Source organism: Streptomyces sp. Ncost-T10-10d (genome assembly GCF_900091955.1).
Classification (GTDB): domain Bacteria; phylum Actinomycetota; class Actinomycetes; order Streptomycetales; family Streptomycetaceae; genus Streptomyces.
This window is the reverse complement of the sequence record NZ_FMDF01000035.1, coordinates 1-24,682: the sequence shown is the minus strand read 5'-3', so window position 1 is coordinate 24,682 and position 24,682 is coordinate 1. Positions and strand designations below refer to the sequence as shown.

Genomic DNA, 24,682 nt, shown 5'->3' with positions numbered 1-24,682 from the left:
CTCAGCGGCCCTTCCGGCGGACCACGTCCTCGTAGGTCCGCCGGAGGGTCCGGGTCACGACCTCGATGGTGAACCGCTCACTGACCAGGTCCCGAGCAGCCTTTCCCGCCCGGGCGTTGGCCTCGGGTTCGAGGAGTTCGAGTATCGCCCCGGCCACCTTGAGCGCGTTCTTCCCGTCCTCGCCGACCCGGCTGTCGATCACCCGGCCCGCCCCGGCCCCCGCGACATCGGGGCCGAGGCCACAGGTGCGGGTGATGACCACGGGGGTGCCGACCGACATCGCTTCGAGGACGGATACGCCGAGGGGTTCCTCGATCGACGGCAGTACGTACACATCGGCCTGCCGCCCCGCCGCGAGGACCTCTTCGTGGTCGAGCGCTCCCACATGGTCGAGGGAGTCCATCACCCCGAGGCTGCGGGCGAGTTCGAGAGTCGCGGGCAGTGCTCCGGTGTCGGGGCCAGCCAGCACGAACCGGGCATCCGGATGCTCGGCCAGGACCGTCGGCATCGCGGCGACGAAGTCCTGCGGGCGCTTGCGCTCCTGGATCCGGGCCAGGAAGAGGACCGTCGGCGGCCGCCCCGGCTCCCTGGCCGGCCCCAGCTCCTGCGGCCGTACGCCATTGACCAGCCGTACGGTGCGGGTCAACGGCACCGGTGCGGCAACGGCGTTCACATCAAGGCGTTCCCTCTCGGTCAGGTGCAGCACGGCGTCGGCGTCCCGCAGCACCTTGCGTACCCCCAGCAGATCGGTCAGCTGGGCAACCCGCTTCTCGGTCGGGTCCACCATGCCATGGGTCTGAACGACCAGGGGGGTGCGGGAGGCCAGCGCGAGCAGTGCGACGGGCAGCGTCACCAGGTCACGCATGAGATGGACATGGACGAGATCGGCGCCGCGCATCATGCGCCGGGCGGCGAGCAGGAGCGCACCTGAGGTGATTCCGCTGACCTCGAACATGGGGAGCAGATGGCGGGCCCGGAAGAGGTGGACCGGCACTCCCTCGACCTCGCGCGGCAGCCGGCCTTCGAAGCCGTCACCCAGCGCCATGATGCGGGCGTCGTCGCCCCCGGCCCGCTGAACCTTCGACAGGTTGAGCGCCACCCTTGTCGGACCGCCGAACGCATGGTCCGGAGTGTGCAGCGTGACGACGTGCAGGATCTTCACCAGGGTTCCCCTCAACCTCGGCCGACCTTTTACAGACTAGTCATCCAAACCCCCCAAGTGGGTTGATTCGTTAGAGTGTTCACAGGTCCACGGAACGGGGAGCAGATGACGTCCGTGCACGAGGCGGCGCCGTCCGCACCCGTACCGGAGCACGGCCCGCAAGACCCGGTCCAGCCGCCGGCGAAGCCCATGTCGTGGGCGATGCTGTCGCGGGCCCTGGCCGTTCCTCTCATCCTCGGCCTGGTCTGCTTCCTGCCCGCGGTGATCGCCGCGCAGCCGGGGACGGGCGTCCGCGACACCGCGTACTGGCTGCAGCTCGTGCTGACGTGTTACGCGGGAGCCCGGCTCGCCACGATGATTCTGTCCACGCGGCGGCGTCTGCTGCAGGGCGTGTTCTGGATGTTCGTGTACATCGCGATGGGGGTGGCCCCGTTCGCCCAGGCGGTCATCGGGCAGACCCCCACCCCGATGGTGGGACCGCGGTCGGATCTGATGACGGCCATCGCGCTGATCCTGGTGGGGTGCGCCGCGTTCGACCTCGGGGCGCTGCTGGCGTCCCGGCGTCCGCTGCGCCGCCGGGTCACCGCACGCTCCGGAAGCGGTCCGGCCACCGCGCACCGGATGCGGCTCAGGCTGCTGGTGGTGCTGGCCTTCGCGGCGAGCGGCTACTACATCCTGAAGCTCGGCGGGCCCGCGATCTTCTTCACCAGTCGCCAGGAGATCAGCGCCTCGGTCGCGGTCAGCGGGGTTGCGTCGAGCCAGTCCAACGTGGGATCGGCCTTCCTCAAGGGCTTCGGCACGGTGCCCGCGCTGCTGGGACTGCTCTTCTGCACACGCCGCCTGGTGACCTCGCGCAGGGCCCGGCGCTCCCCCTCGACGGTTCTGGTCTGGTGCGCGCTGCTGATCGTCAACCTCGTCGTCAACAACCCGATATCCAACGCCCGTTACTGGTTCCTGACCGTACTGGTCTCGCTCCTGTTCACCGCGTTCCCGAGCAGCGCGGCGATGTACCGGTCGGTGCTGGCCATGGGGGTGGTCGGGGCGCTGGTGCTGTTTCCGTACGCGGACCGGTTCCGCTACGACAGCGCCGGGTACCGGCCGGTGGATTCGTCGTCGGTCTTCGAGCCGCTGGCCACCAAGGACTACGACCAGACGGTGATGTTCGCCAACACCATTACCTGGGTCGAGACCCGCGGCCACACCTATGGGCGTCAACTGGCGGGCTCCGCCCTCTTCTTCGTGCCCCGGTCGGTGTGGAGCGGCAAGCCGGAGGACACGGGGGTCCGCGTCGGCCAGTGGATGGGGATGAACATGACCAACCTGTCGGCGCCGCTGTGGACCGAGCTCTGGGTCGACTTCGGCGCTCCGGGCATGGTCGGCGGTCTCGCGCTGATCGGGTACGTCGCCGCACGCACCGACCGACGATACGCGCGGGCGGTGTCACGGGACGGCCCGGGCCCCGGCAGTGTTCTGGCCATCGCCGCGCCGCTGATCGCCGGGTACACCTTCATTCTGTTGCGCGGACCGCTGTTGCAGTCCGTCGGGAAACTGGCGATCGCGGCGCTCTGTCTGCTGCTGATCACCAGCTTCAGGAGCCGGAGCGGACAGCGCTCGCACTGACGGGCGCCTGTTCCACCGCGGTGCGGCGTCCGAGCCGGACCACCCGGGTCCAGGTGGCCACCGCCTTGCAGACGGATCCCAGGCACAGGCCCCAGGCCGCGCCCGGCACCCCGCCGAGCACATAGCCACCGGTGAGGAAGGCGACGGCGGCGAGCGAGAAGATCACCTGGATGGAAAGGGTGGTACGGGGGTCGAGCATCCGGAGCGCCAGCAGCCCGCAGGTGCCGACGGCCATCGCCGCGTACTGGCTGCCCGTCGCGGGGAGCAGGGCGGCGGCCGTGGGCCAGGTGTCGCCGAGCAGATGGCGGCCGATGCCGTCGGGCAGCAGGGCGAGTGCGATGGCCCAGGCGGCGGCTGTGGCGGCCAGAACCGCGGCGAGCATCGCTGCGGCGCGTACCCTGCGCCGTTCGGAGGCGAGCCGTCCGAGCAGTGGCGGGCCGAAGCCGGTGGCCGAGGTGAACAGCACGTTCAGCGGCCCGAAGAGAGTGGTGGCACCGCGCAGGGCGCCCACCACGAGCGGATTGCCGACCATGCCGAGTCCGAGCACGGAGAGCTGGCTGGTGGCGTTTCCCACCCCGAACTCCACCACGAAGCGCCGTCCCAGATGCCCTCTCCGCAGCAGGACCTTGAGCCGCAGGTTCGTACCGGCCGCTCTGCGGTGCAGCAGGGCGGCCGACAGCAGGAGGGCGGGGAGCGCGGACAGCCCCCAGACGCCGACGAGCCGGGCCGCCGGGGCACCGTACGGCTGCGCGGCGAGCGCGCCCAGCACACAGACCAGTCTGAGCGCATCGCCCGCCAGCGCCAGGTGCGGCAGGTGCAGGGTGGAGAAGGCGTAACGCATGGTGTCCTGCCCCAGGACCACCGGCAGGACGAGCCCCAGCATCATCAGGGCACGAGCGGTGGCTCCCGGCAGCATCAGGCAGACGGTGGCGAGCAGGGCGCCGAGCGAGGCCGCCGTGAGCAGGGTGAAGGCGACCGCCGACCGGCACGCGCCGCACACCTCGTCGCTCTCGCCGCGCCGCAGCACGAGCGGCTGCCCGGTGTAGGCGCCGGATACCCCCAGCAGCACGGTGAAGACGAGGTAGACCGCCGAGAAGCGGGCGAAGTCGGCCACCGTGGAGAGCCGGGCGGCGGCCACCAGCACCAGGATATTGGTGAGCGCCGCCACGCCCTGGTCCGCGACCGAGCAGACGATCGCGGTCCGTGCCTTCATCTGTGTCCCGCGGTGGAGTCGAAGGTGCGCAGGCCGAGCGTCTCGGCCGGGTCACCGGTGTGCGCCCGGCCGCCGCGGCCGCCGTCGTTCCGGCCGGCAGCGGATCCGGACCGGCCGCCGCCCGTGCGGCGTCGGCCGGCCTTCTTGCGGGCCCTGCGCTCGTAGCGGTTCCGGCCGGGGTGCAACAGGGCGCCGAGCACGGAGCCTCCTGCCGCACCGATGATCTCGCGGATCCGCTCCAGGTCGCTGCGGTGCACCTCGCGCGGGTCGCAGACCACCACGACACCCTCCACCCGGTCGATCAGTGCGACGGCGTCCGCGTACGAGAGCACGGGCGGGGCCAGCACGATGACGACGGCGCCCGGCCGGTCACCCTCGGCGACGATCCGTCCGACGGGCGCGGAGGTCAGGGCGCGGGGGACGTTGTCCGTGCGTCGGCCCGCTATCAGGGTGAAGGCACCCGACCCGGGTACGTCCACATTCATCCGGCTGTCCGACGGCCAGGCCCGTTCGCCCTCCGATGCCCAGCGCGGCCCGGCGCCCTGCACGGCCGGGCCCAGGTCCCTGGCCAGCGAGGGGGTGCGCAGATCGGCCTCGACCAGGAGTACGTCACGTCCCATCTCGGCGAAGGCCGCGGCCAGGTTGACCGCGGCGGCGGCCGCCGCGTCGTTGTCCCCGCGCGGGGCCGTGACCAGGAGTCTGCGGCGCTGGGCGAACGACGGGTCGTAGGCGAGCCGGAAGGCGACCGCCCGGTACTCCTCGGCGAGCCGGCTCCCGCTCCGCCCGATGGCGAGCAGCGCGCCCGCGGATGCTCGTTCCCTGGGCAGGGTGCCGAGCAGCGGGGCGCCGAGCGAACGGACCAGCTCCCGGGTGGAGCGCACGGCCGGGTCGAAGACCAGGCGCACCCACGAAAGGAGCAGCCCGAGCGCGAGCCCGACGACACCGCCGAGTCCGAGCAGCAGGGGCAGCCCCGCACCGGTGGGTTCTGTGGGTGCGACGGGCTTCTTCGTCAGATAGCCGGGAGTGGTGTCCAGGGCGCGCAACTCCGAGATCTTCCTGCTCAGTTCGGAGATCGAGACCACGAGGTTGGCTCGTGCGCTGGTCACGTCGTTGCTCGTCCCGGCCTGCTCCGCCAGCTGATCGCGCTGTTCGGTGAGAGGCTTGAGCTGGGCGCGGTAGCCGTCGACCATGTTGGCGATGCTGTCCTCGGTGCGCTGTCTGCGGATCTCCAGATAGGCGTCGGCGAGCGCCTCGGCCCGCGACTTCGCCAGCGCGGGGGTGCGGCCGGTGTAGGAGAAGCGGAGCACGAGCGTGTTCGGCGGGTTCGTGACCTGGAGGCCGGACAGCAGGGTCCCGACCTCCACCCGGTCGCCGCGCCTGGCCAGGGAGCCGACGGCCAGGGTGCCGACGGTGTCGCTGACGGCGGTCTGCCGCTCGGAGCCGATGTTGATGCCCTTGTCGGCGGAGGCACCCGCGGCGAAGGGGTCCGAGACGGCGGAGCGTACGACCACCTCGCCCGTCGATGTGTAGCTCTCCTCGCCGCTCAGGGCGAGCCAGCCGCCGCCGAGCAGTCCGAGGGCGACGCCGGAGGCGAGCAGTGCGCGATAGCGCAGGAGTTGACGGAACTGGTCCCTCAGCAGCGCGGGTTCGTCCTGGTCCTCCAGGGCGCGGATCGGCTGGGTCATCGGCGTGGTCTCCCTTGTGCGTCCGCGAGGACCTCGGTGAGCAGTGCGTCGAAGCGGGCCAGGCCCGCTTCTCGGCTCAGGTGACGTGCGACGTACTGCGGTCCGTTGGCGCCGAGCCGGTCCGCTTCGGCAGGCGCTTCGAAGAGCTTGCGTACGGCTGACAGCAGCGCGGCAGGATCCTCCGGTGCGACGAGGATCCCGGCGCCGGACCGGTGGACCTCCTGGGCGGTGCCTCCCCCGTCGGCGACCGAGGCGACGACGGGGCGGCCCGAGACGAAGTACGAGGTGAGTTTGGACGGGACGCTCATGTCGAGCACAGATGCCCGCTGGGTCACCGCCAGCACATCGGCGGCAGCGAGAATGTCCGTGAACTCGTCCGCGCCGGCCGGCGGCAGGAAGTCGAGATTGCGCAGGCCCGTCGCACGCCCCAGCAGCGCCTCGCGCTGATTCCCGTCCCCCATCAGCACGAAACGTATCTCCGGTGCCAGCCGGGCCGCGTCGACCAGGACCTCCAGGCCCTGTTTGAGTCCCATGTTCCCGGAGTGCAGGACCACGGGAGCACCCTCGCTCCAGCCGAGTCTTGCCCGGGTCCCCGCACGGTCCGCCGAAGGCGCCTGCACATGCGACCAGTTGGGGACGACACGGATGCGCCCCGGGTCCACGCCGTACTCGGTGACACGCGGGACGAAACTCTCGTGGATGACTCCGACGAGGGCGGCGTCGCGCAGCGCGTAGCGTTCGGCCGCCGCGGCGACGGCCGCCGCTCGGCCCCCGCCCCGGATGCCGCTCTGCGCGGCGGCGGCACCCATCAGATCCTGCACGACCGGTATGTACGGGACTCGTTGGCGGCCCGCCAGCCGGGCCCCGATGACACCGCCCGCTAGGCTCGGCATCTGGGAGATCACCGCGTCCGGAGGACGCGAAACCGGCGGCGACAGCAGACCGTGCCCGAGCACGGTGGCCTCGAACGCCGCTCTGCGCAGGGCCGTCTGGCGTGGCGGCACATAGTGTCTCCGCCGGTGGACGGTGACCCCGGCCCGCTTCTCGGTGACCCGCCACACGCCCCGGTACTCCGCTTCGGTACGCCAGGACGGGTAGTGCGGCATACCGGTCAGTACATGGGTCTCGGCCCCCGACGCGGCCCAGTGCTCGGCGAGCTGCGCGGCGTACGGGCCGATGCCCGTCAGCTCCGGTGCGTAGTTGGTCGAGACGACCAGCAGCATGCGGTCTTCGAACGGCTTGCGACGATCGGCATCGGACATGGACGCTCGCCTTCCCCCCGGACATTCTGTGTTCCCCCCAAGGAACAGCCCCAAAAGTGAGCTTATCCGTTCACGAGATGCGCAAGTGGTCTTCACAGTAAGGTCGTTGCACCATCAACACCGATACCGATATCCCGCAGCACCGGATGCCATGTCCGGACAACTGCTGCGGACACGGACATCACGTTCACCGTGGGGGGAGAGAACGGATGGTGCACAGGGTCGGCTACGCGCCGGGGGTCTACGACCTTTTCCACATAGGGCACCTCAACATCCTGCGGCATGCCCGCAGTCAGTGCGACTACCTCGTCGCGGGCGTCGTCTCGGACGAGATGGCCGCGCTCGCCAAGGGCCACAAACCGGTGATTCCGCTGCCGGAAAGGCTGGAGATCGTACGCAGCGTCCGCTACGTGGACGCCGCGTTCGTCGAGACCGTGCCTGACAAGGTCGAGACCTGGCAGCAGGTCAGGTTCGACGTCATCTTCAAGGGGGACGACTGGCGGGACACCGAGAAGGGCAAGCGGCTGGAGCGGGACTTCGCCGAGGTCGGCGTCGAGGTGGTCTACTTCCCGTACACCGTGCACACGTCCAGCACCCAGCTGCGCCGGGCGCTGGACACGCTCGTCAGTCCGCACTCCGGAGCGCTGTCAGCTCCCTGAACCACTTGGCGAGGAACGCCACCAGGAACAGTGCGTGGACGACGGCGAGCACCGCATAACCGATGCGGAACGCGGTCCGGTCGCCGAGCAGCAGGAACACCAGACAGAACACCCCGTAGTCGGCGGGCAGCAGCGCCACGGCCCGCACCCGGGACACCGGGACCGCGGCGCCGCTGCCCGCCGCGGGCAAGGCGGCCGCCCTGCCCAGTTGTTCGCGCAGCAGCCCGGCGCAGAAGGTCAGCACGGCGGTGAACAGGAAGCCCAGCGGCAGGAGCAGCCAGCCCTCGGCCGGCAGATCGAAAAACCGCTGGAACGAGATCAGTACGGCGGTGTGTACGAGAATCATCTTGGCGCAGTCGACGACATGGTCCAGCCACTCGCCGTCCGGACCTCCCCTGCCGGTCAGCCTGGCCAGCTGCCCGTCGGCCGAATCGAAGGCGAAGCCGATGACGAGCCCCGCGTACACCGCGATCGCGAGCCCCCAGGACGGCCGGACGAGAGCCACCGAGGCGATGGCGGTGAAGGTGAATGCCGCGCTGACCAGCGTGACTTGATTCGGTGTCAGTCCGATGCGGTATGCACCTGCCGCGAACACCCGTCCGGCCGGGCGGTTCACGTACCGCGAGTACAGCGACACCCCCTTGGCCGTCTTCTGTGCACCGCGCAACTCACGCAGAACCGTGCCTGTGCTTCCCATACGCCCCCCAGCGTGTCGCCGTTGCCGGCGGCCTCGGCAGAGCACTGCGGACGCCGCTGTCGGAGCCGCATCATGGCACGCGGGCCCCATTTCGCGTGGCTACTCGCCCGCTCCGGCCGGCGATCCGCCTCCGTCGGGCCCGCACCGGGTGCGCGGGCCCGACGGACCGCGCCTCAAGCGGGCACGGCACGGCACTCCGGGTGCCCCCAGCCGTTCGGGTTCTTGGCGATCATCTCCTGTGCCGCGTAAGGCTTTCCGCAGTGGCAGCGGCCCGCGAACTTGGCCCGGATGGTTCCACCGGAGCGTGCGGAGCGTGCCGCGCCTCCTGCCTTCTTCGCCGGAGCACTCCTGCCCCGCCCCTCGGTCGCCCTGGCCGGAGCGGGCGTCGGCAGTTGCGACCCGTGCGCGGTACCAGCCGGCCGCTGCGCCACAGCGGCCTCGCTGGCCGCCTGGTCGGCGAGGGCGTTGAGCGGATCTCCGTCCACCTGGTGGGCGGGCACATAGACGAAGTCCACGGTCCGGCCGGTCAGCAGGGCGTCGATGCGGGACACCAGGTCACGGTTGGCCACCGGCTTTCCGGCCGAGGTCTTCCAGCCGTTGCGCTTCCATCCCGGCAGCCACTTCGTCACCGCGTTCATCGCGTACTGCGAATCCATCCGTACCTCGATCCCCACGGACGGATCCATGGACTCCAACAGCTCCTTCAACGCCGTGAGTTCGGCGACATTGTTGGTGGCGGTCCCCAGCGGACCCGCTTCCCAGCGCTCCGGTCGCCCCTGCGCATCGGCCACGACCCACGCCCAGGCCGCAGGCCCCGGATTGCCCTTCGATGCCCCGTCACACGCGGCGATGATGCTCTCGTTCATGCCCTCGATCATGCCAGCGCCGCACCGCCCCCACGGCACTCCGTAACGCTGAGTGACGATTCGAGGTGCGGTGAACCGGCGACGCTGGTTCTCTGATGGAGCAAGCTCTTCCCAACCGCACAAGGAGCGATGATGAGCGTTGCACGTGAATCCGGTGACCGTGCGCAGGAGCTGCGCGAGAAGGCCCGGCACATGACCGAGGCCGCTGAGCGCACCACCGACCCTGAGCAGCGCCGGCGGCTCCAGGAGAAGGCCCAGAAGCTGCAGGAGCAGAGTGACCAGCAGGGCAACGTCGGCAGCAAGAAAGCCCGCCCGCCGAAGTAGTACCTGCGTCACGTAGTACACGTGTCACGTAGTACCATGCGCAACACCTGTGTCACGCAGTACCTGTGTCACGCAGTACCTGCCTCAGAAAACGGCCGGCGCCTTGCTGCCCTTCCATGAGTGAGCGGCAGGACGTCGGCCGCCGGGCTTCGACACCCCGGCTTCATCTACGACGCGGCGATCGCTGGTCTGCTCTCGTTCCGAACCGCCTCAGTACGGATGCCTGTTCGCCTTGTTCGTCCACGCCTCGTAGGACGTGGCCCCCAGCTCGGGGTGGAGTTGCTGGAGCGTGATGCTCCGCTGGTCCGGGGGCTTCACGAAGTCCTCGTACTGGAAGACATCGTCGAAACCGATCTCCTGAGTCGCCTTCCAGTCGCAGCTGTAGTAGACCGTACCGATCCGGGACCAGTAAATGGCACTCATGCACATCGGGCACGGAGCACCACTGGTGTAGATCGTGCACCCCTGCAGCATGCGGGCACGTTCGGGCACGAGGTCGGGGGAACCCTCGGGGCGAGGCACCAGTTTCAGGGTGTATGCATCCTGATAGTCCTCGGCGATGGTGGGCGCCTCCGGATTGAACAGCTGAACGGCCTTGCGAATGGCTTCTATTTCGCCGTGCGCCGTCGGGTCGGCTGTGAGAAGTACACGATTCTGCCCGCGCGCGATGATCTCGCCGTCGTTGGTGATCACCGCGCCGAACGGCCCGCCCCAGCCCTTGTCGACGGACTCGGTGGCCAGTCGGACCGCTTCGGCCATGAACTCCTTGTGTCCCATCTCAAGATCCTCCCGCTCATCGAGGCGCCAATTTTCCCCCATTTGCCCGATAACTCCCTTTGCAACTAGACTACTCCGCATGAGTACCCGTGCAAGCCGCGACCCCAGCGGCAGCGCAACGGTCGTGACTTCCCAGAGAGTCCGGGCCGGCCGGGTTGAGGACTACAAGCGCTGGCAGGAGAAGACCAACGAGGTCGTGCGCGGCTTCGACGGGTTCCAGGGAACGGAGTTGTACCCGCCGGCCTCCGGTGAGGAGAATGAGTGGGTCGTCGTATTCCGCTTCTCCCGTGTCGAGCAGTTGACCGAGTGGCTGGACTCGAATGCGCGTCGGCAGCTCCTCGACGAGGGACGTCCGCTGTTCGACGGAACCCCCACGCAAGAGGTGCTTTCCGGTGGCACGCCGACCGAGGATGTCGTCACGGCGGTCGTCTCGCATGACGTACGGCCGGGGTTCGAGCGGGAGTTCATGCGCTGGCAGGACAAGGTCCTCAAGGAACAGGAGAGGCATCCTGGTTTCATGGGGTCGGAGCTTTTCAAGCCGGTCAAGGGGGTTCAGGACCGTTGGGTGGTTGCCTTCCGCTTCGACACACGCGCACACCTTGAGGAATGGCTCAGCTCCGAGGCGCGCGAGAAGCTTCTGACGGAAGGGCGTGACTACTTCGGTTCCTACGACGTGCGCAAGATCAGGTCGGCGTTCGGCGCATGGTTCCGCTTCGGTGAGGGCGCGGGAGAAGGGGCTCCCGCCAACTGGAAGCAGGCCATGTCCGTGGTACTGGCCCTGTATCCCACGGTGATGATCCTGAACCTGACGGTCGGTGACTGGCTCGGTCGCCTCGAAGTGCCGGGGTACCTCGCTCTGTTCATCAGCAACGTACTGAGTGTCAGTGTGCTGACCTGGTTGCTCATGCCGCTGGTCACCCGAGCGCTCGCCTTCTGGCTGCTGCCCGGCCGGGCACGATCCGTCGGCGTCCATGTGGCGGGCGCCGCGGTCGTAGCAGTGTGCTGCCTGGTGATCATCACCATCTTCGGCCTGACCACGAGCTAGGGGTACTCCACACCACCGTCTTCAGCTTCGTCCGCGGCCGTTGCCCGTGAAAGTCCGGAAGTTCCGTGATGCGCGACAGAGAACTGGCCAGAGAAATCGAAGGGGAGCTCGTCCGGCGCGGCGATGCCGGCTACGAAGCGGTCCTGGCGGGCATGGTGTGGAACGGGCTCAAGCCCGAGCGGTTCCCGGAACTGATCGTCCGTGCTGCTTCGGAGCGAGATGTTCCCGCAGCCATCGGACTGGCTCGTTCCCACGGACTCCGCATCGCGGTACGGGCGGGCGGGCACAGCTGGTGCGGGTCTTCCGTCCGTTCCGACGGGATGCTCATCGACCTCTCCCGGCTCCGGCGGTGCGAGATCGACGCGGCTTCCGCGACGGCGACCGTGCAGCCCGCTGTCACCGGCAGCGAACTCGCTCCGCAACTCGCTGAACGCGGCTTTTCCTTTCCCACGGGGCATTGCGGGTCGGTCGCCGTAGGCGGATATCTCCTGAGCGGAGGTCTCGGCTGGAATTCCGGCGCCCTGGGGCCGGCCTGTCGGAGCGTCCAGGAAGTCGAAGCCGTGACTGCGGACGGTGAAACGGTCCGGTGCAACAAGGACGAGAATCCCGACCTGTTCTGGGCGGCGCGCGGAGCGGGTCCGGGCTTCTTCGCCGTCGTCACCCGCTTTCACCTCCGTCTGCACCGGCTTCCCGGGGCTGTCATGTCGACCACGTATGCCTTTCCCCTCGCGGATCTCGAAGAGGTGACGAACTGGGCGGTCGAAACCGCGCATGAGCTCAAGCCGACCGTGGAATTGTCGCTCGTACTCGCAACAGCCGCCCGGCACATGACGAAAGCGAGGCCGCGGCCGAAGGTGATCACCGTCATGGCCACCGCTTTCGCAGATTCGCGCGAGCAGGCCGTCCAGGATCTCGGGCCGCTCCGGGAATGCCCCTTCGCCGATCGATCCCTCTTCCGCGAGGCGGGCGAGCCGACATCCCCCGATGCCCTCTATGCGGCCTCCCGCGACACATGGCCCGCACATCGCCGCTACGCAGCCGACACCCTGTGGTCGGAATCCGGCCTCGGGACGCTGCTGTCCCGGCTCGGCCACGCGGTGGAGAGCGCCCCCTCCGACAATTCCCTCGTCCTGGCACCCGTATCGCCCGCGTCTCACAATGAGGAACTGCTGCGCGACATGGCGTTCTCGGTGCTCGGATCGAGCTACGTCGTCCCGTACGCCATCTGGGACGATCCCGCGGAGGACGACATCAACGTCCGCTGGCTGCGTGACGCGATGGGCGCCGTGGAGCCCCTCGGGACGGGGCATTACATCGCCGAGGCCGACCTCAGCGCCGGTCCCGCCCGCGCTGAGCGGTCGTACACGGCGCGTGACTGGCGACGGCTGCAGGACCTGAGGGCACGGTACGACCCGGAGGGCGTCTTCCACTCCTACCTCACGCCCTGAGGCACTTCGGCCGGCGGAGGAAAGGCACCCCGTCAGTCACCCTGCGTCACGACATGGCCGCCTCCGGCCAATTCCGTCGGACACCGCGACAGTCGATCACGGCGACTCCTTCCCGCCGGAGAAGTTCACGGGCCTCGGACGATGTCCGGAACGCATGGGCGGTCCTCCGTACGCGCATCCGGGATCGATCGCCCGCGGCTGAGCAACGCCCGACCCGGGATGCACCGCCCACTCATGGAGGCTTGTTGACGCCCTCCGGCGCAGGGCCTAGGTTTCGGTAAGCGCTTTCCAGCCCTACCCAGGAGACTTGGGACATGAGCAGTCCACTGCGCATCACGCACGCCCACGGGGACCGGATCACGGTCACGGAGGAGCGGGGCGGTATCGATCTGATCAGCTATGTCTACCGCCCGGAGGCGGCCTGGGAGGCCCCGAAGCCTTACGTCCACCCCATGCGCACACTGACCGATAACGTTGTCACCGACTATCGGCCCAATGATCACCGCTGGCACAAGGGCGTTCAGATGACGGCCTCCCATCTGTCCGGGCAGAACCTGTGGGGAGGCAACACCTACGTTCACGGCCAGGACTACCGGCCGCTGCCCGAACGGGTCGGATCGATGGCGCACATCGGGTTCGACGAGGTGGTGGCGGACGCCGGACACGCGGTCATCGCGGAGCGGCTGAGCTGGCGCCACCACGACGGCACGCACTGGGCGGACGAGCAGCGGATCATCGACCTGCATGACGTGGAGCACGCCGAATCCGACGCTGGTGCGGTGGGCGCCGGAGGCAGTTGGACGCTGACCTGGTCGAGCGCGATCACCAATCGGCGTACCGAGCCGCTGCGCTTCGGCAGTCCCACGACGCACGGCCGAAAGGCGGCGGGCTACACCGGTCTCTTCTGGCGCGGGCCGCGCGCCTTCCGGGGCGGGCGGATCCTCGGGCCGGACGGCGCGGGGCCGGAGCTGATGGGGACGCAGGCGCCGTGGCTGGCCTACAGCGGTGAGCACGACGGCTCCGACGGCCACGCCACACTGATCTTCCAGCACGCCCCGGAGAACGATCACACGGGAGAGGGCGGGACCCACCCGGCACACTGGTTCGTCCGCAACGAACCCTTCGCGGCCGTGGCACCCTCCTTCGCGTTCTACGACGAACTGGAGCTGGCCCCGGGCGACACCCTGTCCCGCCGCTACCGGGTCACCGTCGCGGACGGTGCATGGGACCGGGAGCGGATCGCCGAGTACCTCGCGGAGCACCCGTGGTGAACAAGGGCATGGACGGGGTCAGCCTGTACGCGGAACTGTCACTCGACGAGTCCGGTCGCGCACGCCTGCGCGATCTCGGGCCCGGTCTGTGTGGTTCGCCGAGCCGGGGACGGCCTCCGTGGTGGACGCACGCGCCCTCGCCGGTGCCGACATCGCGCTCGGCAACCCCAGGGCCGCCCGGGTGTCCGGAGCTCCCAGGCTCCGTCGGCTGCAACTCACCTCGGTCAGGATCGACAGCTGTCCCGTGCTGGACCGGCCCGTCCTCGGTCGTCGGCCGGCCGTCACCAACCCGGGTGATGTCTTCGCCGATCCGGTGGCCGAGTCGTGCTGGTCGAACCGTTCCCCATCGAGTCGGGGTGCTTGCTCGCCCCACGGGCGCCGGGACTCGGCGTCCGGCTCACCCCGGAGACCGAGCGGCAGTACGCCTTCCGCGGTGATGCCGTCTACCGCTGTCCGGCCACGATGCCGCTGACCGAGCCGGAGCGATGGAGCGCGGGCCGATCGAGGGGCGGCAGGACGGTCCTGGTGCCGGGTCTCCTCTTGCGTACGCAATGGGAAAACGCTTTCAGTGCAGCTATCGTAGCCCTATGCAGAGCCAGGTCAATCGACGTTCCGCCCGTTCCCGCCCACCGTCCGCCGTGACGCTCCAGCAGGTCGCGCAGGACGCGGGGGTCTCTCTCGCCACGGCTTCGCGCGTCCTCAGCGACAGCGACCGCAACGTCACCCAGGAGCTGCGGGAGCGCGTCCTGGAGGCGGCCGCCCGGCTCCGCTATGTGTCCAACGCGCCGGCCCGCGCGCTCGTGCAGTCCACGACGTCCATCGTCGGTCTGATCGTGCACGATGTGAACGACGCCTACTACTCCGCCGTCGCGGCCGGTGTCATGGAGGTCGCCCGCGACCACAAGCTCCTCGTGATGCTCGCCGGCACCTTCCACGAGCCCGGGCTCGATGCGGAGTACGTGGCACGGCTGCGAGCGCAGCGGGCCCGTGCCGTCGTCCTCGCCGGTTCGGGCTTCACCGGCGGGAGTCCCGCGCTCGCCCAGGAACTGGAGGCGTTCGCGGCGCAGGGCGGCCGGGTGACCGCGGTCGCGCACCAGGATCTTCCGGTGGACACGATCGCGCCGGGAAACCGCGAGGGTGGCCGGGCGGTCGCCGAGCATCTCGCCCAGCTGGGGCACACGGAGATCGGTATCATCTGCGGACCGCTGGCGCTGGTCTCCGTGCAGGACCGACTGCACGGCTTCCTGGAACGGGCGGCCGAACTGGGCATCTCCGTTCAGGAGCGCCATCGCGTCGAGGCCGACTTCACCCGGGAGGGTGGGCGAGCCGCGGCGGTGCAGCTGTTCCGCAGGTCGCCGGGGATCACCGCACTCTTCGCACTCAATGACGCCATGGCGCTCGGGGCGCTCGCGGCGCTCCGTGACGACCTCGGGCGGAGCGTGCCCGCCGATGTCTCCGTCGTCGGTTTCGACGATGTGCCGGTGGCCTGCGACGTCACGCCCGCGTTGACCACGGTGCGGCTGCCGCTCGAAGAGATCGGCCGCCGGGCGCTGCTGCTGGCCCTCGGCGACGCGACGGCTTCGCCGCGCACGCTCGCCGTGCCGTCGCGACTGGTGGTGCGTGCCAGCACGGCACCGCCGCCCCGCACGACCGGCTGAGGCATGACCGGCCGAGGACCCCATCCGAGCTGATGAATTGACGCATTGAATCAACAACGCCCCTACTTCACGCACTAAGTTGCCGATTATTTCGCAGCAACCCCCTTGAAATAATGCGTTAATCGCCACCACACTGTGACCAACACCGATTGACGCGTCAAATCCGGGAGGATGGTGGCTGGATGGGTACGTCCGGACCCAAGTACCAGCGCATCAAGGACGAGTTGCGGGCCGAGGTGGCACGTGACGAGTACGAGGCCGGCGCCCCGTTCATCACTCAGAACCAGCTGCGCGAGCGCTTCGGAGTCAGTTCCACCACCGCCGTCCGAGCACTCAACGACCTTGTCGCCGAGGGGTTGTTGGTACGTCGCCGGGGTCTGGGTACATTTGTCGCCGATCCTTCGGACCGGGCCGCGGAACCTGCCCCGGCCCACAGGTCGGGCGTGATCGCCTGCATCATCAGCGGCCAGGGGCCGTACCAGTCCGAAGTGCTGCGCGGGGTCGAGTCCGGCTGTTCGGAGCGAGGGCTGCGGCTGTTCTTCTCGGACTCCGCGGTCCAGATGACCGACACGGGGCACGCCGATCACCCCGCGTCCCTCGCCCGCCAGGACCAGGCGCTGCACCAGGCCGTCGAGGACCGGGTCGACGGCATCATCCTCTACCCGGTCCAGGGCGCGCCCGATCTCGACGTGCTGGACGAGATCAGACGCCTGCGCATCCCGATGGTCCTGGTCGACCGGTATTTTCCCGGCCTCGCCATCGACGCGGTCACCGCCGACAACTACGACGTCGGCTACCGGCTCACCGAGCATCTGCTGGCCGACGGCCATGAACGCATAGCGACGCTCTGGGGCGAGACGCAGTGCACCAGCGTCCACGACCGGATGACCGGGCACAAGCAGGCGCTGCGTGCCCATGACCAGCCCCTGCTCCCCCGGTTCACCGCGCTGCGCTCGTACACGGCGCTGTCCGGCGACGACCGCAAGCAGTTGCTGTCCGGTCTCCTCGCGGCGCCCGAGCCACCGACTGCCCTGTTGTGTGCGCATGGTTTCGCCGTCGCCACCGCAGCCTCCGATCTGGCTTCGCTCGGCATTGCCGTACCCGACGAGATCGTGCTGGCCGGTATGGACGACGCGGGCCCCTACGATCTGCTGCCGCTCACCAGCTTCGCCGCCCGACTGCCCGCCAGGGAGATCGGCAGCCGGGCGGTCGAGCAGTTGGTCACCCGGATCGCGGAGCGCGCGGCAGGCGAGGATCCGTACCGCAGCGCCGAGCAGATCGTGCTCCCCGTCCGGATCAGGACGCGCGAGTCCGTGCCGGTCCGGCTCCGTACCGTCGCTGCCCGCCGGCCCTGAGGGAGGAGACTCCTGTGTTCGCCGCCCCCGCACCCCGTACCCGCGAACTCGGGACCGATGTCCTGGTGGTCGGTGCCGGTCTCGGTGGTCTCGCCGCCGCGCTGACCGCAGCCCGGTTCGGACACCGCGTCGTGCTCACCGAGGCGACCGACTGGCCCGGTGGCCTGTTCACCGCGCAGGCGGTGCCGCTCGCCGACGGCCATCGCATCGAACTGGATCCCGTCTCCCCCGGCTACCGCGATCTGCGCGAGCGGATACGCGACTTCTACCGGCGCAACTACCCGCTGCGTCCGGCGCCGTACGCCGATCCGCTGCTCGACCCCGGCCTCAGTACCACCGGTCATCTCAGCCATGAGCCGCGCGCCGCACTCGCCGTCGTCCAGGAGCTCCTCACCCCGCATCTCGCCTCGGGCCGGCTCACCCTGCTGCTGCGCCACCGCCCGGTCGCGGCCCAGGCGGACGGGGACCGGGTGGCCGCGGTCACCCTGGAGGCCGCTGACGGCGAGCTGCTGACGGTCGGCGCCCCGTACATCGTCGATGCGACGGACCTGGGCGAGCTGCTCGACCTCGCGGGCGTCGAACATGTCACCGGCGCCGAGTCCCGCGAGGAGACCGGCGAACCGCACGCGGCCGCCGTCGCCGATCCGCTCGACCAGCAGCCGGTCTCCTGGGTCTTCGCCCTGGACCATCGCCCCGGCGAGGACCACACCGTCGACCGGCCGGCCGGCTACGCCCGGTGGTCCGACGCCTTCTCCTGGGACACCGCGGAACCCGACGGCGCCCCGGCCCGCTCCGTGCCGCTCTTCCTGCACGAGCCGGACGAGGTCCCGCCATGGGCCGCACCTCCCAACGACCGCTGGCACCAGCTGCGGGCACTCGCCCGGAGCCGTTATCTGCCCGGCACCTTCGACAGCGACATCACCCTGGTCGACTGGCAGCAGACGGCCTACACACGCCTTCCGCTCGCCGGGCTCGGGGGCGACGTACGGGCCCGCGCCGAACGGGAGGCACACGAGCAGGCGCTGTCGTTCCTCCACTGGATGCAGACGCGGGCGCCCCGGCACGACGGCGGCCACGGCTACCCCGAGCTGCGCCTGCGGCCCGATGCCACCGGCACGGCGGACGGGTTCGCCAAGACACTCCACGTACGCGAATCCCGGCGCATCCGGGCCGAGTTCACCCTGCTGGAACATCATCTGACCGTTGCGGCACGGGCCGGGGCACCGGGCGCCGAGACCTTCACGGACAGCGTGGGCACTCTGCGATCCCGGATCACGCTGCACCCCGGAACCGGGGGTGGCGCGGGCCTCGATCTGGAGTGCCTGCCGTTCCAACTGCCGCTGGGCGCACTGCTGCCCGTACGGATGGAGAATCTGCTCCCTGCCGGGCGGAACATCGGCGCCACGCATCTCAGCTCGCCCGCGCTCGGCGGGCACGCGGGCCAGTGGAGCATCGGCGAGGCCGTCGGCGCGCTCGTGTCGTACTGCCTCGAACACCGGCTGCCGCCGCGTGCCGTCCGCAGTACCGAACACCGACTCGCCTCCTTCCAGAGCCGGTTGAGCAGTTCGCTCGGCCTCGCCCTCGACTGGCCGGACCGGCTCCGCACCGACCCCGTGACCGGTGCCGGGGCGCTCTACGCCACTCTCTGAAACCCAACCGCCCTTCCCTCGGGAAGGGCTCTTCACCGAGCTGCTGGAAAACGCTTACCAATCCCGGCGCCTCACGCCCTCAGCCTGGACGGCCCTCTGTGACTGTGTCTCCCTACCGTGTACTGCTCGTCGGCGCGGGCAACATCGCCCGCGCCGTCCATATGCCGGCGTTCCTCGAACTTCCCTCGGACTTCGCAGTGGTCGGCGCCGTCGATGCCGATCCCACCGCGGCCCGCGCCTTCTCCGCAGACTTCGCGCTCCCCCACCACTCCACCGATCTCGCCACGTCGCTGAGCGAGGTCCGTCCCGACCTCGTCGTCATCGCCTCGCCGCCCGTCGCCCACCGGGATCAGGTCGTCGCCGCCCTGGGGGCCGGGGCATGGGTGTGGTGCGAGAAGCCGCCCGCACTCAGTCTGGCGGAGTACGACGCCATGACCGCCGCCGAGGGCGAGCGGGGCCCGTACGCCCCGATCGTCTTCCAGCACCGGTTCGGATCGGGCGCCGAACACGCCAAGGCCCTCATCGCCTCCGGCGAGCTGGGTGCGCCGCTGGTCGCCCACTGCCAGACCACCTGGTATCGCGACGACGCCTACTACGCCGTCCCCTGGCGCGGAAAGTGGGCGACCGAGGGCGCGGGCCCCGCCATGGGGCTCGGCATCCACCAGATCGATCTGCTGCTGGAACTCCTCGGGGACTGGGCGGAGATCCGGGCCATGGCGGGCCGGCTGGCCCGTGACGTCGAGACCGACGATGTCACCACCGCCACCGTGCGCTTCGCCTCGGGTGCACTCGCCACCGTGGTCAACAGCGCCCTTTCACCACGTCAGTTGAGCCATCTGCGGATCGATCTGCGGGACGCCACGATCGAGCTGAACCATCTTTACGGGTACGGCAACGGTGACTGGACCTACACCCCGGCACCAGGTGTCGAGCCCGGCCGGGCGGCCGGCTGGGCCTCCCCCGCCGAGGACGTCCCCAGCTCGCACAGCGCCCAACTCCGTTCGCTCCTGGCCGACATGCGGGCTGGCCGACGGCCCAGGGCGAGCGCCGGGGACGGCCGCCGCTCCCTGGAGCTGATCACCGCGATGTACAAGGCGGCGCTCACCGGCCACCCCGTCCTGGCCGGCGAGATCGTTCCGGGCGACCCCTTCTACACGGCACTGCACGGCTCCGTGCCCGGCTGGGCACCCGAGGAGTCCGGAGGATGACCGGCCGCGGGGAGAACCACGTCGACCGCGCCCTGCTGCTCACCTTCGACGACCGGCATGTGCGCGAGTGGGCCGCCGCCGCACCGCTGTTCACGTCGTACGGCGCCCGTGTCACCTTCTTCATCTGTGAGCCCGACCGGCTCGACCGCGACGACGTGCGGCTGCTGCGCCGGCTCGCGGACGACGGCCACACCATCGGCTGCCACGGTCTGCGGCACGAGCGGGCGCCCGAGTTCATCGCCGCGCACGGACCGGGCGCCTATCTCGACCAGGAGGTGATGCCCGCCCTGGAGGAGCTGCGCCGCCTCGGCTTCCCGGCCCGGAGCTTCGCCTATCCGTGCAGTGCCCGTGACGAGAGCACCGACCGGCTGCTTCTCGCGCTCTTCGAGCGGCTGCGCGGCGGTGTGTCCGCCGACCGCCGCGCCGATCCGTCCCTCGCTGCCGAGCTGCATGTCCCGGCAGGCGCCATCGCCACCCGGCGGGTCCTGCCGGGGTGCTCGGTGGACTCCGGGCGCGGGGCCGTCGCGTACGGAGACGATCTGACCGGCGTGGAGGCGGCACTGCGCCGGACCGCCGACGACGGCGGTGTGACCACGCTCTACGCCCACTGCATCGCCGACGCCCATGCGTCCAACCATGTGGCACCGGCCCGGCTGGAGAAGCTCCTGGCCCTGGCCGACGGGATGTCACTGCCCTGCGTGGGCTTCAACGAGCTCCCGTGAACCACCACCGCGCCGCACACATTTCATTCAGAGGGGCCCTTCACTCATGCATGACGACCGCACACTGACCGAGGAACGGCTCGACCGTGCCCTGCGCGAGCGCATCCGCCCCGCCGTCCATCCCCGTACGGCACCCCTTGTATTCGAGGTCTGGCACGCCCCCGGCGAACCGGTGCCCTTCGCCGAGGCGGTGACCGCCCCTTACAAGCCCGGCGCCATCGGCGACGACTGGGGGCCCGCCTGGGGCACCAGCTGGTTCCGGGTGACCGGCCGCGTCCCGGCCGACTGGGCGGATGAGACCGTCGAAGCGGTGATCGACCTCGGTTTCGCCCGGGACCGGCCGGGGTTCTCCGCGGAGGCGTTGGCCCACCGGCCGGACGGCAGCGTGGTCAAGGCACTCAACCCGCGCAACACCTGGCTACGCATCGACGAACCGGTGGCGGGCGGCGAGGAGTTCACGTACTACCTGGAGGCAGCCGCCAATCCGGAGATCCTGGACGGCGTCAGTGCGCTCGGCGACCGGGAGACCGCGGGCAGCGAGCCGCTGTACCGCGTCGAGCGGATGGACGTCGCGGTCTTCGACCGGCAGGTGTGGGAGCTGGTCCAGGACCTGGAGGTGCTCGACCAGCTGATGCGACAGCTGCCGCTCGGTTCGGCGCGCCGCTGGGAGATCCTGCGCGCGGTGGAACGCTGTCTGGACTCGCTGGACCTGGACGCCGTGGGCGCGAGCGCAACCGCCGCCCGGGAGCAGCTGCGCGCCGTGCTCTCGTCCCCCGCGCATGCCTCCGCCCACCGGTTGTCGGCGGTGGGGCATGCGCATATCGACTCGGCGTGGCTGTGGCCGCTGCGGGAGACCGTGCGCAAGGTCGCCCGCACCACCTCCAATGTGGTGGCGCTGATGGACGACCATCCGGAGTTCGTCTTCGCGATGTCGCAGGCCCAGCAACTGGACTGGCTGCGGGAGCATCAGCCGGCGCTGTACGCGCGGGTCAAGGAGAAGGCCGCGGCCGGACAGTTCGTGCCGGTCGGCGGGATGTGGGTGGAGTCCGACACCAACATGCCCGGGTCGGAAGCGCTGGCCCGGCAGTTCGTGTACGGCAAGCGGTTCTTCCTGGAGGAGTTCGGGGTCGAGACCGAGGAGGTGTGGCTGCCCGACTCGTTCGGCTACTCGGCGGCGCTGCCGCAGCTGGTGGCGCTCTCCGGTTCGCGCTGGTTCCTCACTCAGAAGATCTCGTGGAACACGACCAACCCGTTCCCGCACCATTCCTTCCTGTGGGAGGGGCTGGACGGCACTCGCGTCTTCACGCACTTCCCGCCTGTGGACACCTATGTGGCGGAGCTGTCCGGCGAGGAACTCGCGCACGCCGAGAAGAACTTCCGGGACAAGGGGCACGCCACACGTTCGCTCGTCCCGTTCGGCTGGGGGGACGGAGGGGGTGGTCCCACCCGCGAGATGCTGGCGCGCGCCGGTCGTGTCGCGGATCTGGAGGGCTCGCCCCGGGTGACGATCGAGAAGCCCGCGGACTTCTTCGCCGCCGCCGAGGCCGAGTACGACCGGCCGCCGGTGTGGCTGGGTGAGCTGTATCTGGAGCTGCACCGCGGTACGTACACCTCGCAGGCGCGGACCAAGCAGGGCAACCGGCGCAGCGAGCATCTGCTGCGGGAAGCGGAGCTGTGGGCGGCCACCGCTACGGTGCGGACCGGATTCCCTTATCCGTACGAGAAGTTGGACCGGATCTGGAAGAGTGTGCTGCTGCATCAGTTCCACGACATCCTGCCGGGTTCGTCCATTGCCTGGGTGCACCGTGAGGCGGAGGCGACGTACGCCCGGAGCGCCGGAGAGCTCGAAGCGGTCATCGACGCGGCGCAGCGGGCCCTGGCCGGTACTGCGGAAGACGCGGGCACAATCGTCTTCAACTCCGCTCCGCACGACCGGGCCGGCGTCGCGGCCGGTGGCGCTGCTCCGGCGCCGGAGCAGCGGGAGCGGCCGGTGGAGGCCGAGGCGTACGGCGGTGGCTTCCGGCTGGACAACGGACTGCTCCGGGTGACCGTGGACGCGCGGGGTCTGGTGGTCTCGGTCGTCGATCTGGTGGCCGGGCGCGAGACGGTCGCCCCGGGCTGTGCGGCGAATCTGCTCCAGGTCCACCCGGATCTGCCCAACCGTTGGGACGCCTGGGACGTCGATGCCTTCTACCGCAATGCGGTGACCGATCTGACCGGGGCCGACGTGGTGCGCCGCAGCGGTGACGGCATCGAGGTGGTGCGTACCTTCGGCTCGTCCCGCGTCACCCAGCTGCTGACGCTGCGGCCGGGGGCCCGGCGCCTGGACATCGACACCGAGGTCGACTGGCATGAGCAGGAGAAGTTCCTCAAGGCGGCGTTCCCGATCGATGTGCGCGCCGATCACTCCACGGCGGAGACCCAGTTCGGGCACGTCCAGCGGCCCACGCACACCAACACGAGCTGGGAGGCGGCGAAGTTCGAGATCTGCGCCCACCGCTTCCTGCATGTCGGTGAGCCGGGCTGGGGCGCGGCGCTGATCAACGATTCGACGTACGGGCACGATGTGACCCGTACGGTCCGTGAGGACGGCTCCACCACGACCACGGTGCGATTGTCGCTGCTGCGGGCGCCCCGCTATCCCGATCCGGCGACCGACCAGGGCGTGCACCGGTTGCGGTACGCGCTGCTGCCGGGGGCGACGATCGGTGACGCGGTGCGTGAGGGCTGGCAGTTCAGCCTCCCGGAGCGCCGTGTGCCGGGGAGTGCCGCGGTGGCCCCGCTGGTCGCGGTCGATGACGACGCGGTGGTCGTGACTGCGGTGAAGCTCGCCGACGACGGCAGCGGGGATGTGGTGGTCCGGCTCCACGAGGCCCACGGCGGCCGGGTCTCTGCCCGTCTGACAGCGGGATTCGCACTGGCCGGGGCGAGTGTCACGGACCTGCTGGAGCGTCCGCTCGCCGGGGAGTCCACCGAGGTGGCGGGCGATTCGGTGCGGTTGCGGCTGCGGCCGTTCCAGATCGTGACGCTGCGGCTCACACCGAACGAAGAGGCGTGAGGCGTACGGGGTGGTGCGCACCGCTGCGGGCCCGCCCCGTACCCTCATTTCCATGAATGCCGGGGGGCCTGTGCGCCGAGTGATCGACGGCCGCTTCGAGCTGGTGAACCGGCTCGGCAGTGGCGGTATGGGCATGGTGTGGCGAGCCCATGACCTGGCTCTGCATCGCGATGTGGCGCTCAAGGAAGTACGGCCTGCGGACCCCGCGCTCGCCGAGAACGATCCGGAGGCGGCGCGGCTGCTGCGGGCGCGGGTGCTGCGCGAGGCCCGTGCGCTGGCCCGGCTCGACCACCCTGGCGTGGTCACGGTCCACCACATCGTGGACGGCGGCGAGCACACGTACCCGTGGATAGTGATGGAGCTGGTGCCCGGCGCCTCGCTCGCGGAACGCCTCGCCGAGGGCGCCCTCACCCCCGTCGAGGCCGCCGGGCTCGGCCGCGGAGTGCTGTCCGCGCTGCGCGCCGCCCACGCCGCCGGTATCCATCACCGCGACGTGAAGCCGGCCAATGTACTGCTGCGGGCCGACGGCAGTCCGGTGCTCACGGACTTCGGCATCGCCGCCATCCGCGAGTCCACGAGCCTGACAGCGACCGGCTCCCTCATCGGCTCCCCCGACTACATGGCGCCGGAACGGATCCGCGGCAAGGAGGGCGATCCGTCATCGGACCTGTGGTCGCTCGGCATGATGCTGTACGTCGCTGTGGAGGGCCGGCATCCGCTGCGCAAGGCCACCACGCTGGCGACACTGGCGGCCGTACTGGACGAGGAGATACCGCCGCCCGGGCAGGCCGGTCCGCTGACTCCCGTACTGAACGCGCTGCTGACCCGGGACACGGTCGCGAGGCCCAAGGCCGAGGAGCTGGACCGGATGCTGGCGTCGGTCGGCACGCCGTCGGGTGAGCCGGCCGGGGCGCCCCGGCAGAGTCCCGCGGCTCCACGGGATGCGGTGCCTCGGCGCCCCGAGCCGGACACGCGGCAGGATCGCGGTGCCGCCGGGCCACGA

Annotated in this window: 20 protein-coding genes; 13 read left to right on the top strand and 7 right to left on the bottom strand. The window is 70.0% G+C overall.

From position 1 onward, the window contains the following. Position 1 precedes the first annotated feature (1 nt). Complete coding sequence (locus GA0115254_RS03805) at positions 2 to 1,162, bottom strand: glycosyltransferase (RefSeq protein ID WP_093893838.1); 1,161 nt, start codon at positions 1,160 to 1,162, stop codon at positions 2 to 4. Between the two features lie 105 nt (positions 1,163 to 1,267). Between GA0115254_RS03805 and GA0115254_RS03800 the strand changes: the two genes are divergently transcribed. Then, positions 1,268 to 2,782, top strand: coding sequence for a hypothetical protein (locus tag GA0115254_RS03800; RefSeq protein WP_093893837.1), 1,515 nt, complete (start codon positions 1,268 to 1,270; stop codon positions 2,780 to 2,782). On the opposite strand, the gene GA0115254_RS03795 is transcribed toward GA0115254_RS03800, so the two are convergent. Genes GA0115254_RS03795 through GA0115254_RS03785 form a run of 3 tightly spaced genes read right to left on the bottom strand, consistent with a single transcriptional unit; the run spans position 2,751 to position 6,942 of the window. Further along, positions 2,751 to 3,995: an MATE family efflux transporter gene (locus GA0115254_RS03795; RefSeq protein ID WP_093893836.1), complete on the bottom strand. Its 1,245-nt coding sequence runs from the start codon at positions 3,993 to 3,995 to the stop codon at positions 2,751 to 2,753. The two genes, GA0115254_RS03800 and GA0115254_RS03795, sit on opposite strands and share 32 nt — an antisense overlap. After that, the gene (locus tag GA0115254_RS03790) at positions 3,992 to 5,680 is read right to left on the bottom strand and encodes a lipopolysaccharide biosynthesis protein (protein WP_093893835.1); all 1,689 of its coding nucleotides are present in this window, start codon (positions 5,678 to 5,680) and stop codon (positions 3,992 to 3,994) included. Before GA0115254_RS03790 ends, GA0115254_RS03795 begins: the two co-directional genes overlap by 4 nt. Continuing rightward, positions 5,677 to 6,942 (bottom strand): glycosyltransferase, encoded by a 1,266-nt coding sequence (locus GA0115254_RS03785; protein ID WP_093893834.1) that lies wholly within the window; start codon positions 6,940 to 6,942, stop codon positions 5,677 to 5,679. Before GA0115254_RS03785 ends, GA0115254_RS03790 begins: the two co-directional genes overlap by 4 nt. Before the next feature lie 209 nt (positions 6,943 to 7,151). Between GA0115254_RS03785 and GA0115254_RS03780 the strand changes: the two genes are divergently transcribed. After that, a complete protein-coding gene (locus tag GA0115254_RS03780) occupies positions 7,152 to 7,601 on the top strand; it encodes an FAD synthase family protein (RefSeq protein WP_093893833.1) in 450 nt (149 codons plus the stop codon). Here the strand turns inward: GA0115254_RS03780 and GA0115254_RS03775 are convergent. Beyond that, positions 7,567 to 8,298, bottom strand: coding sequence for a CDP-alcohol phosphatidyltransferase family protein (locus GA0115254_RS03775; protein WP_093893832.1), 732 nt, complete (start codon positions 8,296 to 8,298; stop codon positions 7,567 to 7,569). The two genes, GA0115254_RS03780 and GA0115254_RS03775, sit on opposite strands and share 35 nt — an antisense overlap. A gap of 173 nt (positions 8,299 to 8,471) precedes the next feature. Beyond that, a complete protein-coding gene (locus GA0115254_RS03770) occupies positions 8,472 to 9,164 on the bottom strand; it encodes a ribonuclease H family protein (RefSeq protein WP_093893870.1) in 693 nt (230 codons plus the stop codon). Positions 9,165 to 9,296: 132 nt separating this feature from the next. Between GA0115254_RS03770 and GA0115254_RS03765 the strand changes: the two genes are divergently transcribed. After that, positions 9,297 to 9,488, top strand: a complete 192-nt coding sequence (locus GA0115254_RS03765) for a DUF6381 family protein (protein ID WP_093893831.1) — start codon at positions 9,297 to 9,299, stop codon at positions 9,486 to 9,488. Between the two features lie 210 nt (positions 9,489 to 9,698). Here GA0115254_RS03765 and GA0115254_RS03760 read toward each other — a convergent pair whose 3' ends face one another. After that, positions 9,699 to 10,265: a nucleoside deaminase gene (locus GA0115254_RS03760; protein WP_093893830.1), complete on the bottom strand. Its 567-nt coding sequence runs from the start codon at positions 10,263 to 10,265 to the stop codon at positions 9,699 to 9,701. Positions 10,266 to 10,344: 79 nt separating this feature from the next. Here GA0115254_RS03760 and GA0115254_RS03755 point away from each other — a divergent pair, with 79 nt between their 5' ends. The 10 genes from GA0115254_RS03755 to GA0115254_RS03710 form a co-directional block, all read left to right on the top strand. Then, positions 10,345 to 11,310, top strand: coding sequence for an antibiotic biosynthesis monooxygenase (locus GA0115254_RS03755; RefSeq protein ID WP_093893829.1), 966 nt, complete (start codon positions 10,345 to 10,347; stop codon positions 11,308 to 11,310). 68 nt (positions 11,311 to 11,378) lie between these two features. After that, positions 11,379 to 12,758: an FAD-binding oxidoreductase gene (locus GA0115254_RS03750; RefSeq protein ID WP_093893828.1), complete on the top strand. Its 1,380-nt coding sequence runs from the start codon at positions 11,379 to 11,381 to the stop codon at positions 12,756 to 12,758. A gap of 314 nt (positions 12,759 to 13,072) precedes the next feature. Then, positions 13,073 to 14,029, top strand: a complete 957-nt coding sequence (locus tag GA0115254_RS03745; RefSeq protein WP_093893827.1) for a DUF6807 domain-containing protein — start codon at positions 13,073 to 13,075, stop codon at positions 14,027 to 14,029. A gap of 587 nt (positions 14,030 to 14,616) precedes the next feature. After that, the gene (locus GA0115254_RS03740) at positions 14,617 to 15,687 is read left to right on the top strand and encodes a LacI family DNA-binding transcriptional regulator (protein ID WP_093893826.1); all 1,071 of its coding nucleotides are present in this window, start codon (positions 14,617 to 14,619) and stop codon (positions 15,685 to 15,687) included. 182 nt (positions 15,688 to 15,869) lie between these two features. Next, positions 15,870 to 17,042, top strand: coding sequence for a LacI family DNA-binding transcriptional regulator (locus GA0115254_RS03735; protein ID WP_093893825.1), 1,173 nt, complete (start codon positions 15,870 to 15,872; stop codon positions 17,040 to 17,042). 14 nt (positions 17,043 to 17,056) lie between these two features. Further along, positions 17,057 to 18,691: an FAD-dependent oxidoreductase gene (locus GA0115254_RS03730; protein ID WP_093893824.1), complete on the top strand. Its 1,635-nt coding sequence runs from the start codon at positions 17,057 to 17,059 to the stop codon at positions 18,689 to 18,691. Positions 18,692 to 18,795: 104 nt separating this feature from the next. After that, positions 18,796 to 19,899, top strand: coding sequence for a Gfo/Idh/MocA family protein (locus tag GA0115254_RS03725; protein ID WP_256102380.1), 1,104 nt, complete (start codon positions 18,796 to 18,798; stop codon positions 19,897 to 19,899). Further along, positions 19,896 to 20,621, top strand: coding sequence for a polysaccharide deacetylase family protein (locus GA0115254_RS03720; protein WP_093893823.1), 726 nt, complete (start codon positions 19,896 to 19,898; stop codon positions 20,619 to 20,621). Before GA0115254_RS03725 ends, GA0115254_RS03720 begins: the two co-directional genes overlap by 4 nt. Before the next feature lie 46 nt (positions 20,622 to 20,667). After that, positions 20,668 to 23,679 carry an alpha-mannosidase gene (locus GA0115254_RS03715; protein WP_093893822.1) on the top strand — a complete coding sequence of 1,004 codons (3,012 nt, stop codon included), beginning with the start codon at positions 20,668 to 20,670 and terminating at the stop codon, positions 23,677 to 23,679. A 52-nt stretch (positions 23,680 to 23,731) separates the two neighbouring features. Beyond that, on the top strand, positions 23,732 to 24,682 hold a 951-nt coding region (locus GA0115254_RS03710), incomplete at its 3' end, for a serine/threonine-protein kinase (protein ID WP_176739967.1).

Bases quoted from the DNA above. Each gene is read 5' to 3' on its own strand.
- GA0115254_RS03800 (WP_093893837.1), top strand. From the start codon at position 1,268: ATGACGTCCGTGCACGAGGCGGCGCCGTCCGCACCCGTACCGGAGCAC.
- GA0115254_RS03795 (WP_093893836.1), bottom strand. From the start codon at position 3,995: ATGAAGGCACGGACCGCGATCGTCTGCTCGGTCGCGGACCAGGGCGTG.
- GA0115254_RS03790 (WP_093893835.1), bottom strand. From the start codon at position 5,680: ATGACCCAGCCGATCCGCGCCCTGGAGGACCAGGACGAACCCGCGCTG.
- GA0115254_RS03785 (WP_093893834.1), bottom strand. From the start codon at position 6,942: ATGTCCGATGCCGATCGTCGCAAGCCGTTCGAAGACCGCATGCTGCTG.
- GA0115254_RS03780 (WP_093893833.1), top strand. From the start codon at position 7,152: ATGGTGCACAGGGTCGGCTACGCGCCGGGGGTCTACGACCTTTTCCAC.
- GA0115254_RS03775 (WP_093893832.1), bottom strand. From the start codon at position 8,298: ATGGGAAGCACAGGCACGGTTCTGCGTGAGTTGCGCGGTGCACAGAAG.
- GA0115254_RS03770 (WP_093893870.1), bottom strand. From the start codon at position 9,164: ATGAACGAGAGCATCATCGCCGCGTGTGACGGGGCATCGAAGGGCAAT.
- GA0115254_RS03765 (WP_093893831.1), top strand. From the start codon at position 9,297: ATGAGCGTTGCACGTGAATCCGGTGACCGTGCGCAGGAGCTGCGCGAG.
- GA0115254_RS03760 (WP_093893830.1), bottom strand. From the start codon at position 10,265: ATGGGACACAAGGAGTTCATGGCCGAAGCGGTCCGACTGGCCACCGAG.
- GA0115254_RS03755 (WP_093893829.1), top strand. From the start codon at position 10,345: ATGAGTACCCGTGCAAGCCGCGACCCCAGCGGCAGCGCAACGGTCGTG.
- GA0115254_RS03750 (WP_093893828.1), top strand. From the start codon at position 11,379: ATGCGCGACAGAGAACTGGCCAGAGAAATCGAAGGGGAGCTCGTCCGG.
- GA0115254_RS03745 (WP_093893827.1), top strand. From the start codon at position 13,073: ATGAGCAGTCCACTGCGCATCACGCACGCCCACGGGGACCGGATCACG.
- GA0115254_RS03740 (WP_093893826.1), top strand. From the start codon at position 14,617: ATGCAGAGCCAGGTCAATCGACGTTCCGCCCGTTCCCGCCCACCGTCC.
- GA0115254_RS03735 (WP_093893825.1), top strand. From the start codon at position 15,870: ATGGGTACGTCCGGACCCAAGTACCAGCGCATCAAGGACGAGTTGCGG.
- GA0115254_RS03720 (WP_093893823.1), top strand. From the start codon at position 19,896: ATGACCGGCCGCGGGGAGAACCACGTCGACCGCGCCCTGCTGCTCACC.
- GA0115254_RS03715 (WP_093893822.1), top strand. From the start codon at position 20,668: ATGCATGACGACCGCACACTGACCGAGGAACGGCTCGACCGTGCCCTG.